Here is a 20,442-nt window from a genome sequence, read left to right as displayed (position 1 = left end):
CCTGCCGAGGTGTGGGCCGGTATTCCCGTTTTTCCCGCGAGTCGTGAGCCGGGGAGCACGGGCGGCCGGAAAATGCGCCGGGCGCACTTCAGTAATCCGGAATTCATCCGCGGACGTCTGTCGCGTCCGCGTCCGAGAGCCAGTCAACGGGAGCTTCCGCCAATGCCGTACTCCGTCTCCGTGCCGGTCCGTGAGCGCGCGCCGGTCCCTTTAAGACGTGAACTGCAGGACCGGCTCGACATGCTCGCGTGCACGCACCGGGTGCCCGGCGCGCAGCTGGTGGTGGACACCGGTCCGGAGACCGTCGTCCTGCACACCGGTGTGGCCGACGCCGCCACCGGCGCGCCCTTCACCGCGGACACCGCCGTCCCGGTGGGCTCGCTCACCAAGCCCTACACGGCCGCCCTGGTGATGCTCCTCGCCGACGACGGCGACCTCGACCTCGACGACCGGGTCGCCGACCTCCTCCCCGAACTCCGACGGATGCCTGAAGTAACGATTCGCCAGCTGCTCAGCCACACCGGGGGGCTGCCCACCGGACCGGACTCCGACGCGGCCGCCCGGACCACCGCGGCGCACTACCTGGCGTCCGTGTGCACCGCCGACGACGAGCTGTTCCCGCCCGGGACCGACTTCTCCTACTCCAACGCCGGCTACGTCGCCGCCGGGCGCCTGGTGGAGACGGTGACCGGAATGCCCTGGCACGAGGCGGTCCGCACCCTGCTGCTCGACCCGCTCGGTACCGCGCCCGCCTTCATCGGCGCGACCGCCGCCGCGCGCCCGGTCGCGGCCGGCCACGCGCTCAACACCGCGACCGGCCGGGTCCGCCCGGTCACGCAGAACCTCGCCCCACTGGAGGCGCCGGCCGGAGCCCTGCTGCTGAGCGCCGTGGACCTGGCCGCGCTCGGTGCCGCCCTGGCCGGCCGCGGCGTCGCCCTGCCGGAGGCCGTCGCCGACGGGATGTGCCGCCCGCAGCCCGCCGCCCGGCCCGGTGCGCTCGCCGACGGCTGGGGGCCGGGCCTGGCCCTCTACCACCAGGACGAGCGGCTGTGGTGGGGGCACGACGGCAACGCCCTGGGTACCTCCTGCCATCTGCGGGTCGAACCGGACAGCGGTGTGGTGGTCGCCTTCACGGGCAACGCCGGGGCCGCCACCGCGCTCTGGCGCGAACTCGCCGACGACCTGGCCGAGTTGATCGACCTCCGGGTGCCCGCCGCGGTCGCACCCGCCGCCTCGGGCGACCCGGTCGTCCTGCCCGAGTGCGCGGGCAGCTACGTCAACGGCGGGATCCGCTACCGCGTCGAGCCGACCCGCGACGGATCGTCGACCCTTTCCGTGGACGGCGACCTGCCGATTCCGATGCGCTGCTTCGCCGACCTCTCCTACGACCTGCTCGCCCCCGACACCGGCCGCCCCGAACCCGGCGGGCGCTTCCACCGGGACCCCGGCACCGGGGTGATCGACCGGGTGCAGGTCTCCGGGCGCACCGCACGGCGGGTCGACCCCGCCTGAGCAGTCCGGGCCGCTCCCCGTACCGGGCTCACCCCCGGCACGCCCGCACCGCCGTCACAGCGTTCCCGCGGACCCCAGGGCCGTTCCCGCCCGCCCGGGTGCCCGCGTCGCATCCTCTCCCCGTCCGGAAGGATCTTCCGCCATGGCCGACCGGCCTGCCCAGCCCGTGCGCACGACCGACCCGTCGCGGGCCGGCGACGCCACCGCAGCGCCGTGCGGCGACGCGGCCCCGTCGCCGGCGCACCGGACGCTCGACGGGCTGTTCGCCGCCCGGGTGACCCGCACCCCGCACGCCCCCGCGGTGACCGACGGGCGGCGCACCTGGACCTACCGGGACCTGGCGGACCGGGTCGACCGGCTGGCCCGCGACCTGGGACGGCGCGGCGCCGGGACGGAACGGACGGTGGCGCTGGTCCTGCCGCGCTCGATGGAACTCGTCGCCGCCGAGCTCGCCGTGGTGCGGACGGGCGCCGCCTTCCTGCCCGTGGACCCCGGCTACCCCGCCGAGCGGCGGGCGCTGATGCTCGCCGACGCCGCGCCCGCCGTGGTCCTGGACGATCCGGCCCTGGTCCGCTCGGTACTGGAGGCCGGGACCGGCGCCCCGGACACCGCGGAGGTGCTCGGCGCCGCGACCGGCGTCGACCACGCGGCCTACGTGATCTACACCTCGGGCTCCACCGGGACACCCAAGGGCGTGGTCGTCACCCACCGTGGGATCGGCGGGTTCACCGAGGCGGCCGTCGAGCGGTACGCCGTGCGCCCGGGCGCACGGGTGCTGCAGTTCTCCTCGCCCAGCTTCGACGCCTCCGTCCTGGAACTGTTCATCTCCGTCCTGGCCGGTGCCACCCTGGTGATCCCACCGGACGGCCCCTGGCTGGGCGACGAACTCGCCGCCGTGCTGGACGACCACCGCATCACCCACGCCCTCATCCCGCCGGCGGCGCTGGCCACCGTGCCCGCCGGAGCGGGCCGCCACCTGCGCACCCTGATCGTCGGAGCCGAGGCCTGCCCCGCCGACCTGGTCGACCGCTGGGCGCCCGGCCGACGCATGGTCAACTCCTACGGCCCGACCGAGGCCACCATCGTCGCCACCTGGACCGGGCCGCTGACCGCCGGCAGTGGCACCCCGACCATCGGCGACGCACTGCCGCACGCCCGGGCGTACCTGCTGGACGACGCCATGCGGCCCCAACCTACGGGCGTCGATGGTGAGTTGTACATCGGCGGGGAAGGTGTCGCCCGCGGCTACCTGGGCCGTCCCGGGCTGACCGCCGCCCGCTTCGTCGCCGACCCCTTCGGACCGCCCGGGGCCCGGCTCTACCGCACCGGCGACCGGGCCCGCCGGAGAGCCGACGGGGAACTGGAGTTCCTCGGCCGACTCGACCGGCAGGTGAAGATCCGCGGCTTCCGCATCGAACCGGGGGAGGTCGAGGCCGCCCTGCGGGCGCACCCCGACGTCGACCAGGCCGTCGTCGTGGTCCGGGAGGACGAGCCGGGCCGGGAGTGGCTGGTCGGCTACGTCACGCCCGCCGACCCGGAGCACACCCCCGACCCGGTGGCGCTGCGCGCGGCCCTGGCCGCCGCCCTGCCGGCCCACCTGGTGCCGTCCGCCGTCCTCGTGCTGGCCGCGCTGCCGCTCACCCCGCAGCACAAGATCGACCAGCGGGCACTGCCGGCGCCCGCCCGTCCGACCACGGCCGCGTCCGCCGAACCCCGCACCGAGCGCGAACGCACCCTGGCGGCCGTCTGGGCCCAGGTCCTGGGCGTCGACGCCGTCGGGGTGACGGACGACTTCTTCGACCTCGGCGGCGACTCGATCCTCGCCGCCCGCACCCTGACCCGGATCGCGGAGCGACTGGGCGCCCGGCTCACCCTCCGGGACGTCTTCACCGCGCGCACCGTCGCCGCCCTCGCCCAGCTGCTGGACGACCAGCACGCCGCCGCGCCGCCGGAGCCGATCCCGCGCGCCCCGCGCGCCCCGCGCGACTCGCCGCTGCCGCTGTCCAGCGCCCAGCGACGGCTCTGGTTCCTCGACGACCTCACCGCGGGCGGAAGCGAGTACAACACCGGCGTCGCCCTGCGGCTGCACGGAACACCCGACCCCGAGGCCCTGGGCCGGGCGCTGGGCCGGCTCGCGGCCCGCCACGACTCGCTGCGCACCACCTTCGCCACCGTCGACGGGCAGCTCGTCCAGCGCGTCGCCGAGGCCGGCGCCCTGCACCTGCGCACCGCCGACCTCGGCGCTCTGCCCGCACCGCAACGCGCCGAGGCGGCCGACCGCCTGCTGGCCGAGGAGCTGAGCCGCCCCTACGACCTGACGGACGGCCCGCTCGCCCGGACGGTGCTGATCCGGCTCACCGCCGAGGAACACCTGCTGCTGCTGGGGCAGCACCACATCATCACCGACGGCTGGTCGGTGGGCGTCCTCACCCGCGAACTGGCCGCGCTCTACCGGGCGGAGGTCTCCGGCGAGGCGGACGGGCTGCCCGTGCCCGCCCTCCAGTACCCCGACTTCGCGGCCTGGGAACAGCGCCGCCGGGCCGCCGGGGGCGGACCCGCGGACGCGGCGGACCTCGCCTACTGGAAGCGCTGCCTGGCGGACCTGCAGCCCCTGCAACTGCCCACCGACCGGCCCCGGCCCGCGCTGCGCACCACCGCCGGCGCGGCGCACCGCCACCACCTCCCGGCCGACCTGACGGCCCGGCTGCGGCACCTGGCCGCGGGGCGCGGCACGACGGTGTTCACCCTGTTCGCCGGGGCGTCCGCGCTGCTGTTCTCGCGCTACTCCGGCCAGCGGGACGTGGTGTTCGGCACCGTGACCAACGGGCGCGACCGCCGGGAGCTGGAGGAGGTGACCGGCTTCTTCGTCAACACCGTGGTGCTGCGCGCCGACGTGGACGGGAAGGCCACCGTCGACCGGTTCGTCGAGAGCGTGCGCACGACCCTGCTGGACGCCTTCGCCCACGCCGCGGTGCCGTTCGACCGGGTGGTCGAGGAACTGGCCCCACCCCGGGACCCCAGCCGGACCCCGCTGGTCCAGGTCCTGGTCGTCCAGCAGACCGGCATCACGCCGCCGCCCGCCGGGGGCCTGCGTTTCGAGGACCACCCGCTGCCCCGCCCGGCCGCCCGGTTCGACCTGGTGCTGGAGTTCACCCCGGAGGACGCCGGCGGCTGCGCGCTCACCGTGGAGTACAACACGGACCTGTTCGACCGGCGCACCGTGGCCCGGATGACCCGCCACCTGCACCGCCTGTTGGCGGAGATGGCCGACGGACCGCAGCGCACCCTCGCCGAACTCCCCATGCTCTCCGAGGAGGAGCAGCGCACCCTGATCGACGTCTGGAACCCGCCCGCGCGCACCCGGTGCGACCTCCCGGACACCGTGCTGCCCGGGCTGTTCGAGGCGAGCGCGGCCCGCACCCCCGAGCGGACCGCCGTGGTCTGCGGCCCGGTGCGGCTGGACTACGCGGAGGTGAACCGGCGCGCCAACCGCCTCGCGCGGCTGCTGGTCTCCCGCGGTGCGGGGCCGGAGCGGCTGGTCGCGGTCTGCCTGCCCCGCTCCGCCGAACTGCCGTCGGTGCTGTGGGGGGTGCTGAAGTCGGGCGCGGCGTACCTGCCGGTGGATCCCGGCTACCCGGCCGAGCGGGTCCGCTTCATGCTGGGGGACGCCGGGCCCGCCCTGGTCCTCGCCACCCGGGAGACGGCGGCCGCGCTGCCCGAGGACTGCCCCGTCCTGCTGCTGGAGGACTGCGCCGCCGCCGACTTCGCCGACTCCGACGGCCTCGCCGGCCTCGCCGACTCGACGGACACCGATCCGACGGACACCGATCCGACGGACGCCGATCCGACGGACGCCGACCGGCTGGGCCCGCTGCTGCCGGACCACCCCGCGTACGTCATCTACACCTCGGGGTCGACCGGCCGGCCCAAGGGCGTCGTGGTCACCCACCGCAGCGTCGTCGAGCTCGCCCGCTGGGCGCTGGAGCGGTTCGGGCCCGGCGGGCTGGACCACGTGGTCGCCGCCACCTCGCTCAACTTCGACGTGTCGGTCTTCGAACTGCTCTGCCCGCTGCTGGCGGGCGGGACCGTCGAACTGGTCGCCGACCTGTCCGCCCTCGCCGACGAGTCCGTCCCGCGGCAGGTCGGCCTGGTCAGCGGGGTGCCCTCGGTGATCTCCCGGCTGATCACCGGCGGCGCCGCCGCGGTCGACGCCGACACCGCCGTGCTGGCCGGCGAGGCCCTCTCCGCCCAGGCGCTGCGCGACCTGCGCGACGCCCTGCCCGGCAGCGCGATCGCCAACGTCTACGGCCCCACCGAGGCCACCGTGCATGCCACGGCCTGGTTCGCCGGCGACCGGCTGCCGGAGCAGGCGCCGCCGATCGGCCGACCGATCGCCCGGACCCGGGCCTATGTCCTCGACTACGCGCTGCGGCCGCAACCCCCAGGTGTGGTGGGCGAGTTGTATCTCGGTGGCGGCGGCCTGGCACGCGGCTACCTGGGCCGCGCCGGGCTGACCTCCGCCCGGTTCGTCGCCGACCCGTACGGCCTGCCGGGGGAGCGGATGTACCGCACCGGGGACCTGGTGCGCTGGAACGCCGACGGCGACCTGGAGTACCTCGGCCGGAGCGACCAGCAGGTCAAGGTCCGCGGCTTCCGGATCGAACTGGGCGAGGTGGAGGAGGCGTTGCGGCGTTGCGAGGGCGTCGCGGAGGCCGCCGCCACCGTCTACGAGGGCGACGGCACCAGGCGCCTGGTCGGCTATGTGGTGCCCGTCCCGGGCGGCCGGGTGGAACCCGAGGCGGTGCGCCGGGCGCTCGGCCTGGCACTGCCCGACTACCTGGTCCCCTCGACCGTCGTGCCGCTGCCGGCCCTGCCGCTCAACCCCAACGGCAAGCTCGACCGCGGCCGGCTTCCCGACCCGGGCCCCGCCGTGTCCGCCGTCCGTCACGTCGCCCCCCGCACCCCCACCGAGAGCGCGCTCGCCGTCATCTGGGCGGAGGTGCTGCGGCTGGAACGCGTCGGCGCGGACGACAACTTCTTCGACCTCGGCGGCGACTCGATCCTCGGCATCCAGGTGGTGGCCCGGGCCCGGCAGAGCGGGCTGCCGGTGACCTCCCGGGACCTCTACCGGCACCAGACGGTCGCCGCGCTGGCCCGCTGCGCGGACGCCGCCGAACGGCCGGCCGCCCCCGCCCCGGTGGCCGCGACCGGGGCCGGCGTGCTGACCCCGATCCAGCGCTGGTGGTTCGACCGGGCCGCCGGCCGCGCCGGCCACTTCAACCAGGCGCTCTCCCTCCTCCTGCGGGACGACCCGGACCCGGCGGCGCTGGAGGCCGCCCTGAACGACCTGGTCGCCCACCACGACGCCCTGCGCTCGGTCTTCACGGCCCCTGACGGCGCGGCCGGCGCCGCCGCCGACGTGCACTGGCACATCGACGACCGGGCACCCCGGATCCGGCTGGGCCGCCACACCGGACCGGACGGCGACAGCCCGCACTTCGGCCCCTTCGAGCTGAGCGGCGGGCCGCTGCTGCGCGCCGTGCTGCACGAGCGCGGGGCCGGGCTGGCGCCGGTCCTGCACCTGGCCGTCCACCACCTGGTGGTCGACGGGGTCTCCTGGCGGGTGCTGCTGGCGGACCTCGACGCCGCCTACCGGGCCCGCCGCGACGGGCGCGACGCGGCGGCGGCGCTGCCGGCGAAGTCCTCGTCGCTGCGCCAGTGGGCCGAGCGGCTCGGCGCGTTCGCCGCCGCGGGCGGCTTCGAGGACGAGACGGAGTACTGGTCGAGGGCCGTCCCGGCGCCGTCCGACTTGGGCGACAGGGGCGACAGGGGCGACGGGGACGGCGGAGCCGAGGCGTACGAGGCGTACGAGGCGCACGAGGCCGGCCCGTTCCCGGACGAGCTGACCGGCCCCGACGGCTACGCCTCGGCCCGCTCGGTGACCGTACGCCTCGGCCCCGCCGACACCGCCGCCCTGCTGCGCACCCTGCCCGACACCTACCGCACCCAGGCCAACGACGTGCTGCTCAGCGCCCTCGGCCGGGCCCTGTGCGCGGCCGGTGGGCCGGACCGGGTCGTGGTGGACGTCGAGGGGCACGGGCGCGAGGAGCTCTTCGCCGACCTCGACGTCAGCCGCACCGTCGGCTGGTTCACCACCCGGCACCCCGTCGCGCTGGCCGTGCCCGCCGAGGCCGACTGGGACACCGTCCTCAAGCAGGTCAAGGAACAGCTGCGCGCCGTCCCCCGCCGCGGCCTCGGCTTCGACGCGCTGCGCCACCTGGGGCGCCCCGGGACGGCCCCGGAAACCCCGGCCGCGCGGATCAGCTTCAACTACCTCGGCCGGATGGACGTCCAGGACGACCCGGACGACACCGCCGGGCTGTACCGTGGCACCTTCCGGGCCCTGGAACTGGACGCCGACCCGAGCGCCGGGCGCCCGCACGCCCTGGAGGTGGTCGGTCAACTCGACGGCGACGCGCTGGAGTTCACCTGGTTCTACGCCGAGGGGCGGCACCGGCGCGCCACCGTCGAGGCCTTGGCGGAACGATTCGCCGCGGAACTGGCCGACCTCGCCCGCCACGCGGCCCGCCCGGGCGCCGCCGGACGCACCCCGTCCGACTTCCCGCTGGCCCGGCTCGACCAGGCCGCCGTGGACCGGATCACCGGGGACGACCCGGGCGCGGTGGAGGACGTCCTCCCGCTGACGCCCACCCAGTCCGGCATGCTCTTCCACGGCCTCGCCGAGGAGGACAGCGGCGCCTACTTCCAGCAGCTGGACTTCGTCCTGGACGGCGTGCCCGACCCCGGGACGCTGGCCGCCGCCTGGCAGTGGGTGAGCGACCGCGCCTCGGTGCTGCGCGCCCACGTCCGCTGGCAGGACGTCCCCGAGCCGCTGCTGGTGGTGCGGCGCCGGGCGACCGTGCCGGTGACCCGGCTGGACTGGCGCGAGATCCCCGAGCGGGAGCACCGCGGCCGACTGGCCGACCTCCTGGACCGCGACCGGGCCCGGGGCCTCGACCTGGCGAGTGCCCCGCTCCAGCGCCTGGTGCTCATCCGCCTCTCCGACACCCGCGTGCGGGTGCTCTGGTCCTTCCACCACCTGATCCTGGACGGCTGGAGCCTCTTCCAGGTGCTGTCCGACGTCTTCGCCGTCCACGCGGCCCTGGCCCGGTCCGGGCCCGGCACGGCGGAGGTCCCGTACGGCACCGTGCCGGACCGCCGGCCCTACCGCGACTACGTGGCCTGGCTGCGCGAACGCGACCCGGCGGGGGCGGAGGAGTACTGGCGCCGTCGTCTCGCCGGGCTGACCGAGGCGACGCCGCTGCCCTACGACCGCGAGCCGCTGCGGAGCCACCGCGCGGAGTCCACCCAGGCCGTGCCGTTCACGCTGACCACCGACGCGACCCGGGCGCTGGAGGGGCTCGCGCGGACCTCGGGCCTCACCCTCGGCACCCTGGTCCAGGGCGCGTGGGCGATCCTGCTGGGCCGTCAGGCGAACCGGGACGAGGTGGTGTTCGGCACCACCGTGTCCGGGCGCCCGCCCGAGCTGCCCGGGGTCGAGGCGATGACCGGCCTGTTCATCACCACCCTGCCCACCCGGACCGCGGTGCCCGCCGACCGGAGCCTGCTGGACTGGCTCCGGGAGCTGCAGGAGGTGCAGAGCGAGGACCGGCGGCACGGCTTCGTCCCGCTCACCCGCCTGCGCGCCGCCACCGAACTCCCCGAGCAGACAGCCCTGTTCGACAGCATCGTGGTCGTCGAGAACTACCCGGTCGACGCCGACGCGGCCGCCGGGCACGGCCTGCGCCTGCGCGAGCTGGACGGCATCGAGACCACCAACTACCCGCTCACCCTGCTGGCCCACCCGGGGCCCGAACTGGACCTGCGCCTGTGCTACGACCCGCGGTCGTTCGACGCCGACACGGTCCGGCGGATGGCCGGGCAGCTCACGGCCCTGCTGACCGGCATGCCCGAAGGGGCCGGGCGCCCGCCCGCGCGACTGCCGCTGCTGACCGCCGGGGAGCGCCGGCGGATCCTCGCGGACTGGAACGACACGGCCGTCGACCGACCCGGGCGCAGCGTCGCCGAGCTCTTCGCCGAGCAGGTGCGCCGCACCCCCGACGCGATCGCCCTGGAGGCCGCGGACGAGCACCTCAGCTACCGTGAACTCGACGCCCGCGCAGCTGTGTTGGCCGGACGGCTGGCCGCGCTCGGAGTCGCCGCCGAGCGCCCGGTCGGCGTGCTGATGAACCGGTCCGTCGCCCTGGTCACCGTCCAGCTGGCACTGGTCCGCACCGGCGGCGTCTACGTGCCGCTGGACGGCCGGGCGCCGCGCGAGCGGCTGCACCGCATGCTGGCCGAGGCGGGCGCGGACCTGCTGCTCACCGACGAGGACTGGGCCCCGACGGCCGTCGAACTGCTTCCGGCAGAAGGGGTGTTGCGGGTCGACCGGCCCGACCCCGGCGAGCGGCCGCAGCCCGCCCTCGCGGCGGTCCACCCCGACCAGCTCCAGTACCTGATGTTCACCTCGGGCTCCACCGGCACCCCCAAGGGTGTCGCGGTGCGCCAGCGCGATGTCGCCGCGCTCGCCCGGGACCGCGCCTTCGCCGACCACGACCGGGTGCTGGTGCACTCCCCGCACGCCTTCGACGCCGCCACCTACGAGCTCTGGGTGCCGCTGCTGCGCGGCGGCACCGCCGTCCTGGCCCCGCCGGGGGACCTGGACGCCGCCGCCGTCCGCCACGCCGTCACCGAACGGGGCGTGCGCTGCCTGTGGCTGACCGCCGGGCTGTTCCGCCTCCTCGCCCAGGAGGACCCGGGCTGCCTGCGCGGCGCCCGCGAGGTGTGGACCGGCGGCGAGGCGGTGCCGGGCGCGGTCGTGCGCAAGGTCCTGGAGGCCTGCCCCGACCTCACCGTGGTGGACGGCTACGGCCCGACCGAGACCACCACCTTCGCCACCCGGCGGGCCTTCCGCGCCGGCGACCCGCTGCCCGCCGTGCTGCCGATCGGACGCCCGCTGGACAACACCCGGGTGTACCTGCTGGACGGTGTGCTCCAGCCGCAACCACCCGGCATCACCGGGGAGTTGTACATCGCCGGCGCCGGACTGGCCCGGGGCTACGCGGGCCGGCCCGGTGAGACCGCCGCCCGCTACCTCGCCGACCCCTTCGGGCCGCCCGGCAGCCGGATGTACCGCACCGGCGACACCGCCCGGTGGAGCGAGGACGGCGAACTGCACTTCGTGGGCCGCGCGGACGACCAGATCAAGATCCGCGGCTTCCGCGTGGAACCCGCCGAGATCGAGGCCCGGCTCACCGCCCACCCGGCCGTCGCCGAGGCCGTCGTCTCGCTGCACGAGGACGCGGGCCGCAAGCGGCTGGTCGCCCACCTGGTGCCGGCCGACGGCGCCGAGCCGCCCTCCGCCGCCGCGCTGCGCGCCCACCTGGCGGCCGACCTGCCCGACTACATGCTGCCCGCGGCCTTCGTCACGGTGCCCGAACTCCCGCTGACGGCCAACGGCAAGGTGGACCGCCGACGGCTGCCCGCCCCCGACTGGTCGGCGGCCGGGGAGCGCGCCCACCGCGACCCGGGCACCGACACCGAACGCCTCCTCGCGGCGATCTGGGCCGAACTGCTCGGCGTGGAAAGGGTCGGGGTCGACGACGACTTCTTCCTGCTCGGCGGCGACTCGATCCTCAGCATCCAGGTCGTCTCCCGCGCCCGGGCCGCCGGCCTCGCGCTCTCCCCCCGCGACCTGTTCCGCCACCCCACCGTGGCCGCGCTGGCCGCGGCCGCCGGCACCGTGGTCGCCGTGGCCGGCACCGAGCCGGTCAGCGGCGAGGTCGGCCTGACTCCCATCCAGCACTGGTTCCTCGACCCGCACCCGCCGTACACCGGGTACTTCAACCAGTCCGTGGTCGTGGAGACGCCCGGCCCGGTCGACCCGAAGGCGCTGCGCCGCGCGCTCACGGCCCTGTGGGCCCACCACGACGCCCTGCGCTGCCGGTTCACGGCCGGGGCGGACGGGATCTGGCAGCAGCACTGCGCCCCGGCGGACGGCGCCGCCCCCGACCTGCTGGAGGTCCACGACCTCGGCGACGAGGCCGCCGTCACCGAGGCCGCCCATGCCGGGTTCGACCTGGCCGCGGGACCGCTGCTCACCGCCCGCCTGCTGGTCCCCACCCCCGAGGCCACCGACGGCACCCGGCCCGCCCGGCTGCTGCTCGCCGTCCATCACCTGGTGGTCGACGGCGTCTCCTGGCGGGTGCTGCTGGAGGACCTGGAGACCGCCTACCGGCAGGCCGTGGAGGGCCGGCCGCTGCGGCTGTCCGCCCGCACCACCTCCGTCCGGGAGTGGACCCGCCGCCTGGCCGAGCACACTGCGGGCGGCGGCTTCGCCGACCAGCGCGCCCACTGGGCGGCCGCCGCCCGGGCCTGCGCGACCCCGCTTCCGGTGGACGGCGACGGCGGCAACACCGCCGCCGACCTGCGCAGCGTGACGGTCCGGCTGGACCGCGAGCGCACCGACGGCCTGCTGCGCGAGGTCCCCGGGGTCTACCGCACCCGGATCGACGACGTCCTGCTCACCGCCCTGGGCCGGGTGCTGGCCGACTGGACCGGGCGGCGCACCGTCGCGATCGGACTGGAGGGGCACGGCCGCGAGGACCGGCTGTTCGAGGACCTCGACCTGTCCCGTACGGTCGGCTGGTTCACCTCCCTCCACCCGGTCGCCCTGGCCGTCCCGGACGGCGACTGGGGCACCGCGCTGAAGGCCGTCAAGGAGCAGCTGCGGGCGGTGCCGGACCGCGGCGTCGGGTACGGCGCGCTGCGCCACCTCGCCCGGGACGAGGGGCTGGCGAACGCGCCGGCCCCCGGCATCACCTTCAACTACCTGGGCCGCTTCGACTGGTCCGTGGACGGCGCCGCGCTGGTGCGCGCCGTCCCCGGTGGCCTCGGCGGCGCGGAGGCGCCCGGCACGGAGCGCCCGCACCTGCTGGACGTGGTCGCCCGGGTCGACGGCGACGAGCTGGAGATCAGCTGGTACTACAGCGCCGGCCGGCACCGCGAACAGACCGTCACCGAACTCGCGGACGCCGTGCTGCGCGCGCTGGAGGGGATCGTCGCCCACTGCGCCCGCCCGGACGCCGGCGGCCGCACCCCCGCGGACTTCCCGCTGGCCCGTCTGGACCAGGCGGCGGTGGACCGGGTCGCCGGGGACGGCCGCGCCGTCGCGGACCTGTACCCGCTGACGCCCATGCAGGCGGGCATGCTCTTCCACAGCCTGCTCGACCCGGACGGCCGCACCTACCTCAACCAGGTCCAGCTGGTCCTGTCCGGGGTCACCGACCCGCAGGCGCTGGCCGAGGCCTGGCAGCGGACCGCGGACGCCAACCCGGTGCTGCGCACCCGGCTCACCTGGCAGGACACCGCCGAGCCACTCCAGGTCGTCCAGCCGCGGGTGACGGTCCCGGTGACCCACCACGACTGGACGGACCGGCCGGCCGACCTCGTCGAGCGGGAGACGGCCCGGCTGCTCGCCGAGGACCGGCAGGCCGGTATCGACCTGGGTACCGCCCCGCTGATGCGGCTGTCCCTGGTCCGGCTGACCCCGACCCGGGTGCGGGTGCTGTGGACCTTCCACCACGTCCTGCTCGACGGGTGGAGCGCCGCCCAGATCTTCGACGAGGTGTGCGAGCGGTACGCCGCGCTGACCACCGGGCAGCAGCCGAGGCTCACCGAACGCGCCCCCTTCGGCGACTACCTGCGCTGGCTGTCCGAACAGGATCCGGCCCGGGCCGAGCAGTACTGGCGCGACACCCTGGCGGGCTTCCCCGCTCCCACCGAACTGCCCCGGGACCGCCGCCCGGCCGAGGCCCACCGTGCCTCCTCCACCGCGTCGGTGCGGGTGAGCCTCGGCGCCGAGCTGTCGGAGCGGCTGCGGACGACCGCCCGGCAGGCGGGCCTGACCGTCAACACCGTGCTGCAGGGCGCCTGGGCGCTGCTGCTCTCCCGCTACGGCGGCGGGGACGACGTGGTGTTCGGCACGATCGTCTCCGGCCGGCCGGCCGAACTCCCGGGCGTGACCGCGATGGTGGGCCTGTTCATCAACGCCCTGCCCACCCGGGTGCGGATCGACGCCCGGCGCCCGCTGCTGGACTGGCTGCGGGAGCTGCAGGACGCCCAGTCGGAGGCCCGCCGGTACGACTTCGTCTCCCTGGCGCAGCTCCAGACCTGGAGCGAACTGCCGGGTGGCACCGGCCTGTTCGACAGCATCGTGGTCTTCGAGAACTACCCCTTCGACGAGGGGGCGCTGACCCGGCACGGCCTGGGTGTGGCGACCGAGCGCGTCCTGGAACCGACCAACTACCCGCTCAGCGTGGTGGTGGCCCCCGGCGAGGCCATCGAGGTCGACCTCGACCACGACCCGGCCCTCTTCGACGCCGGGACGGTCGAGCGGCTCGGGGCGAGCCTGCGGACCCTGCTGGCGGCGCTGGCGACCGGCCTCGACCGGTCGGCGGAGGACCTGCCGCTGCTGGAGCCGGGCCGGGGCCGTGAGCTGGTGGAACGTTTCGGCGGAGCGGTCGTCGAGGCACCGCGGCTCACCCTGCCCGAGGCCTTCGCCCGGCAGGCCGCCCGGACGCCCGACGCCCCGGCCGTCCGCTCCGCCGGGGCGCGACTGACCTACCGGGAACTCGACGAACGGTCCAACCGGCTGGCCCGGCTGCTGATCGCGGCCGGCGCGGGCCCCGAGCGGTTCGTCGCCCTCGCGCTGCCCCGCACCGCCGACGTGGCCGTGGCCCTGCTGGCGGTGCTCAAGAGCGGCGCCGCCTACCTGCCGGTGGACCCGGGCTACCCGGCCGAGCGGATCGCGTTCCTGTTCGCGGACGTCCGGCCCGACGCCGTGGTCACCGACACCGCGACCCGAGGACGGATCCCGCAGGGCCCGTTCACCCGGATCCTGCTGGACGACCCCGGGTGCGCCACCCGGCTGGCCGCCCTCCCCGGCGACGCCGTGGGCGAGCGGGAGCGGCTCGGCGCTCTGCTGCCGGAGCACCCCGCCTACGTCATCCACACCTCCGGCTCCACCGGCCGCCCCAAGGGCGTGGTGGTCGCCCACGCCTCGGTGCTCGCCCTGACCGACTGGGCGGCGGCCGAGTTCGGCGGCCGAGGCCTGCACCACGTGGTCGCCGCCACCTCGCTGAACTTCGACGTGTCGGTGTTCGAGATCTTCTCGCCGCTGCTGTCCGGCGGCTGCGTGGAACTCGTCCCGGACCTCCTGGCGCTGGCCGAGCGCCCCGGGCCGGTCCGGGCCGGCCTGCTCAGCGCCGTGCCCTCGGCACTCGGCGGCCTGCTCGCGCAGGACGCCGTGCACCTCGGCGCGGACACGGTCGTCCTGGCCGGCGAGGCACTGCCCGCCCGGACGGTGCGCCGGCTGCGCGAAGCCGTCCCCGGCTGCCGGGTGCTGAACATCTACGGCCCCACCGAGGCCACCGTCTACGCCACCGCCTTCGCCTGCGACCCCGCCGACCCCGACCGCGACCCGCCGATCGGCCGACCCGTCGGCGGTGCCCGGGCCTACGTCCTGGACCACCGGCTGCGCCCGGTGCCCGTCGGCGCGCCGGGGGAGCTGTACCTGGGCGGCACCGGCGTGGCGCGCGGCTACCTGGGCCGCCCCGGGCTGACCGCCGCCCGGTTCCTGCCCGACCCGTTCGGCCCCGCCGGCCGCCGGATGTACCGCACCGGCGACCTGGTGCGCTGGACGGCCGACGGTGACCTCGTCTACCTCGGCCGCGCGGACGACCAGGTCAAGGTGCGCGGGTTCCGGATCGAACTCGGCGAGGTCGAGGCCGCGCTCGCCCGCCACCCACGGGTGTCGGCGGCGGCCGCCCGGGTGGTCGAACACGACGGCCACCGGCGCCTGGTGGGCTACGCGGTGCCCCGCGACGGCGCGCTGCCGGACGCCGCCGAGTGGCGTACCTTCCTCGGGCACACCCTCCCCGACCACCTGGTACCCGCACTGGTGGTGCCGCTGGAGCGGCTGCCGCTCGGCGCCACCGGCAAGCTCGACCGCCGGGCCCTGCCCGAGCCGGTGTGGGCCGCCCCGGCCGCCGCCGGCGCCCGGCCGCCCCGCACCGACGCCGAGCGCGCCCTCGCCGCGATCTGGTGCGAGACGCTCGGCCTGCCCGAGGTGAGCGCCGACGACAACTACTTCGCGCTCGGCGGCGACTCGATCCTGGGCATCCAGATCGTCTCCGCGGCCCGCCGGGCCGGCCTCGCCCTGACCCCCCGGCACCTCTTCGCCCACCAGACCCTGGCCGAACTCGCCCTCGCCGCCGAGGAGTCACCGACCCCGGCGGTGGCCGCCGAACAGGGCCCGGTGGTCGGCGAGGCCCCGCTCACCCCTGTCCAGCACTGGCTGTTCGACACCCTCGGCGGCGACCCGGCCCGCCTCACCCAGTCGGTCTCCTTCCGCCTCGACCCGGACACCGACGAGACCCTGCTGCGGGCCGCGCTGGCGGCCGTCCTGGAACAGCACGACGCCCTGCGCCTGCGGTTCGAACCGCTCGGCGACGGCCGGTGGCGCCAGCACGGCACCCCGCCCGGCGACGCACCGGACCTGCGCACCCACCGGCTGCCCGCCGCCGGCTCGCCGCAGCGGCGCGAAGCCGTGCTGGGCGGGCTGGCCGAGCGCCTCGCCGACGGCTTCGACCTGGCCGCCGGACCGCTGCTGCGGGCCGCGCTGTGCCGCTTCGAGGGCGAGCGGCACCCGGTCCTGCTGCTGGCCGCGCACCACCTGGTGGTGGACGCGGTGTCCTGGCGGCTGATCCTGGAGGACCTGGACACCGCCCACCGCGCGCTGCGCGCCGGGCAGCGGCCCGACCTCGGACCCAAGAGCACCTCGTTCCGGGCCTGGGCCGAGCGGCTGGCCGCGCACACCGCGGCCGGCGGCTTCGACGGGGAACGCACCCACTGGTACGACACGGACCGCGACGCCGCGACCGCCCTGCCGAGAGACCTCGACGGCGCCAACACCGCCGCCGTCGAGGAGTCGCTGACCGTCGCGCTGGACACCGAGGACACCCACCGGCTGCTGCGGGACGTCCCGGAGGCGTACCGCACCCGGGTCGACGACGCCCTGCTCTGCGCCCTGGGCCGGGTGCTGGCCCGCTGGAGCGGACGGGACCGGGTGACCGTCGCCCTGGAGAGCCACGGCCGCGAGGAACTGTTCGACGGGATCGACCTGGCCCGCACCGTCGGCTGGTTCACCGCGATGTACCCCGTGGTCCTGGACGTGCCCCGGGGCGCCGACACCGGCACCGCGCTGAAGACCGTCAAGGAGAACCTGCGCGCCGTGCCGCACGGCGGCCTGGGCTACGGCGCGCTGCGCCACCTGCGGCCGGAGCCCGACCTGCCCGACCTGCCGCAGATCGGCTTCAACTACCTGGGCCGACAGGACTGGCACCCCGCCCCCGGCGGCCTGCTGCACTCCCCGGACGGCCCGCTCACCGGCGGCATGGACCGCGCCGCGCGCCGGCCCCACCTGCTGGACGTGCTCGGGCGGGTCAGCGCGGGGCGGCTGACCTTCACCTGGTCGTACTCCCGCGAGGTGCACCACCGCGCGACCGTCGCCCGGCTCGCCGCCGAACTCCTCGACGAGCTGCGGGAGATCGTCCGCCACTGCGCCGAACCCGGCGCGGGCGGCCGCACCCCCGCCGACTTCCCGCTGGCCCGCCTGGACCAGGCGGCGGTCGACCGGCTGGCCGGCACCGGACGGGACGTCACGGACATCCAGCCGCTCACCCCCACCCAGACCGGCATGGTGGTGCACGGCCTCGACGAGGCCGAACACGGCCTGTACGTCGAGCAGATCACCTTCGTCCTGGACGGCGCCCGCGACCCGCGGCTGCTGGCCGCCGCCTGGCAGCACGTCGTCGACCGCACCCCCGTGCTGCGCACCGCCGTCGCCCTGAACGGCGTGCCCGTGCCGCTCCAGGTGGTCCACCGGGAGGTGACGCTCCCGTCCACCGAGCACGACTGGAGCGGGCTGACGGAGGCGGAGCGCGAGGCACGGCTGGAGCGGCTGCTCGCCGAGCAGCGGTCCCGCCCGCTGGCCCTGGACCGGGCCCCGCTGCTGCGGCTCGACCTGATCCGGCTCGGGCCGGACGCGGTGCGGGTGGTGTGGACCTTCCACCACGTCCTGCTGGACGGCTGGAGCGTCTTCCACGTCCTGTCGGACGTGCTGGCCGCCCATGCCGCGCTCACCCGCGGCGAACGGCCCGGCCTGCCCGAGCGCCGGCCCTTCGCGGACTACGTCGCCTGGCTCGCCGCCCGCGACACCGCGGCCGCCGCCGAGCACTGGCGTGGCGTGCTCGCGGACCTCGTCGCGCCCACCGCGCTGCCCTACGACCGCAGGCCCGCCCTGGGTGAGACGGCCCGCTCCGGCGAGTGGCTGTCGCACCGGCTGAGCGCGGCCGAGACGGAACGGCTCCAGGACTTCGCCCGCCACCACCGGCTCACCCTCAACACCCTGGTGCAGGGCGCCTGGGCGCTGCTGCTCTCGCGCTGGAGCGGGCAGTCGCGGGTCTGCTTCGGTACCACCGTCTCCGGGCGCCCGGCCGAGCTGACCGGCTCGGACGGCATCATCGGCCTGTTCATCACCACCCTGCCCGCCCGGGTCGCCGTCGACGGGGCGCAGCCGTGCGCCGCCTGGCTGCGCGCCCTGCAGGAGGACCGGGCGGAGGACCGCCGGTACGACCACCTGTCGCTGGCCGGGATGCACGGGTTGAGCCAGGTCGCGCCCGGGACACCGCTGTTCGAGAGCCTGGTGGTGCTGGAGAACTACCCGGTCGGCGATGCCACGGCCGGTGCGCACGGCCTGCTGATCCGCGGGCTGGACGCCCGGGAGGCCACCAACTACCCGCTCACCGTGGTGGTTTCGCCCGGCGAGCGGCTCACCGTGGAACTCGGCCACGACCCGCGCTACCTCGACCGCGCGACCGCCGAGCAGCTGGCCGCCCAACTGCTGCACACCATCGCCGCGTTGGCGGGCACGGACGGCAGCACACGGCTGGACGACCTCGACGTGCTGGCGCCCGGGCAGCGGGAGCGGCTGCTGCGCGGACCGGCCCGCCCGGCGCTGGACGCCCCCGCCCCGGCCACCCTGCCCGCCCTGGTCGAGGCCGCCGTGGACCGGTGGCCGGCCGCCACGGCGCTGAGCGCCCACGGCCAGGAGCTGTCCTTCGCCCGGCTGGAGGCGCACGCCAACCGGCTGGCCCACCGGCTGATCGCCCGCGGCGCCGGCCCCGGCGAGGTCGTCGCCCTGCTGCTGCCGCGCTCGGCGGACACCGTGCTCGCCCAGCTGGCGGTGGCCAAGACGGGCGCCGCCTTCCTGCCCGTCGACCCCAACTATCCGGACGAACGCGTCGAGTTGATGCTGCGCGACGCGGCACCGGCGCTGACCCTGGACACCAAGGAGGTCGCGGCGCTGCTGGCCGCCCCGCCGGACGGCGTCCCCGACCACCGCCCCACCGACACCGACCGGACCCGCCCGCTCGACCTGGACGACCCGGCCTACGTCATCTACACCTCCGGCTCCACCGGCACCCCGAAGGGCGTGGTCGTCACCCACCGCGGGCTCGCGGCGTTCGCCGCCGCCGAGGCCGAGCACTACCGGGTAGCCCCGGGGGACCGGGTGCTGGCCTTCGCCACCCCCAGCTTCGACGCCTCCGTCCTCGAACTGTGCATGGCCCTGCCGCACGGCGCCCGGCTGGTGGTGCCCGAACCCGGACCGCTGCTCGGCGCCCGACTGGCCGAGGTACTGCGGGCGGAGCGGATCACCCACACCCTGCTGCCCCCGGCCGCCCTCGCCACCCTGCCCTCCGACACCCCCGGCACTCTGCCCGCGCTGAGGACCCTGGTGGTCGGCGCCGACGCGTGCGGCGCCGAACTCGTCGCCCGCTGGGCCCCGCACCACCGCATGGTCAACTCCTACGGCCCCACCGAGGCCACCGTGGTCGCCACCTGGTCCGCCCCACTGGCGCCGGACGGTGCCGCGCCACCGATCGGCCGCCCGCTGCCCGCCACCGGCGCGTACGTCCTGGACACCCGGCTGCGGCCGGTCGCCGACGGCGTGCCGGGCGAACTGTGGCTGAGCGGACCGTCCCTGGCCCGCGGCTACCTGGGCCGGCCCGGCCTGACCGCCGCCCGCTTCACCGCCGACCCGTTCGGGCCGCCCGGCAGCCGGATGTACCGCACCGGGGACCTGGTGCGCCGGGACCGCTCCGGCGAGCTGCACTACCTGGGCCGCACCGACCACCAGCTCAAACTGCGCGGCCACCGGATCGAGGCCGGCGAGGTCGAGGCCGTGCTGACCCGCCACCCGGGCGTACTGGACGCCGTGGTGAGCGTCCGGGAGGACGAGCCGGGGTTGCCCCGGCTGGTCGCCCACCTGCTGGTCGCCCCCGGCGCCGAGCCACCGACCGCCGCCGAACTGCGCGCGCTGGCCGCCCGCTCGCTGCCCGGCCACATGGTCCCCTCGGCCTTCGCCGTCCTCGACCGCTTCCCGCTCACCGCGAGCGGCAAGACCGACCGCGCCGCGCTGCCCGCGCCCCGACCGGTCGAGGAGGAGCCGGCCGAGCGGCTGGCGCCCCGCACACCCACCGAGGAGGCCGTGGCACGGATCTGGGCCGAGACCCTCCGGACGGCCGTGGGCGTGACGGACGACTTCTTCCTGCTGGGCGGCGACTCCATGCGCGCCCTGCTGATCGCCTCCCGCGCCAACGATGCCTTCGGCGTCACGCTCACCCCCCGCGACGTCCTGGTCTCCCGCACCGTGGCCGCCCTGGCGGACCTGGTGGAGGAACAGGTGCTGAGCGAACTCGAAGACGCCGCGTTCGGCGGCCCCGACGATGACGAACGGTGAGGATCCGA

Annotated in this window: 2 protein-coding genes; both read left to right on the top strand. The window is 76.3% G+C overall.

Features of this window, described 5'->3' with window-relative positions; all coding sequences use genetic code 11:
• Positions 1 to 162: 162 nt before the first annotated feature.
• Positions 163 to 1,512 carry a serine hydrolase domain-containing protein gene (locus ACGF12_RS10260; RefSeq protein WP_393027850.1) on the top strand — a complete coding sequence of 450 codons (1,350 nt, stop codon included), beginning with the start codon at positions 163 to 165 and terminating at the stop codon, positions 1,510 to 1,512.
• A gap of 142 nt (positions 1,513 to 1,654) precedes the next feature.
• Positions 1,655 to 20,434: a non-ribosomal peptide synthase/polyketide synthase gene (locus tag ACGF12_RS10255; RefSeq protein ID WP_393027849.1), complete on the top strand. Its 18,780-nt coding sequence runs from the start codon at positions 1,655 to 1,657 to the stop codon at positions 20,432 to 20,434.
• Positions 20,435 to 20,442: the final 8 nt, after the last annotated feature.

Origin of the sequence: Kitasatospora sp. NPDC048296 (genome assembly GCF_043201815.1) — a bacterium.
Lineage (GTDB): Bacteria > Actinomycetota > Actinomycetes > Streptomycetales > Streptomycetaceae > Kitasatospora.
Note: the sequence above shows the minus strand (reverse complement) of the source record. Positions and strands in the feature narration are given on the sequence as shown.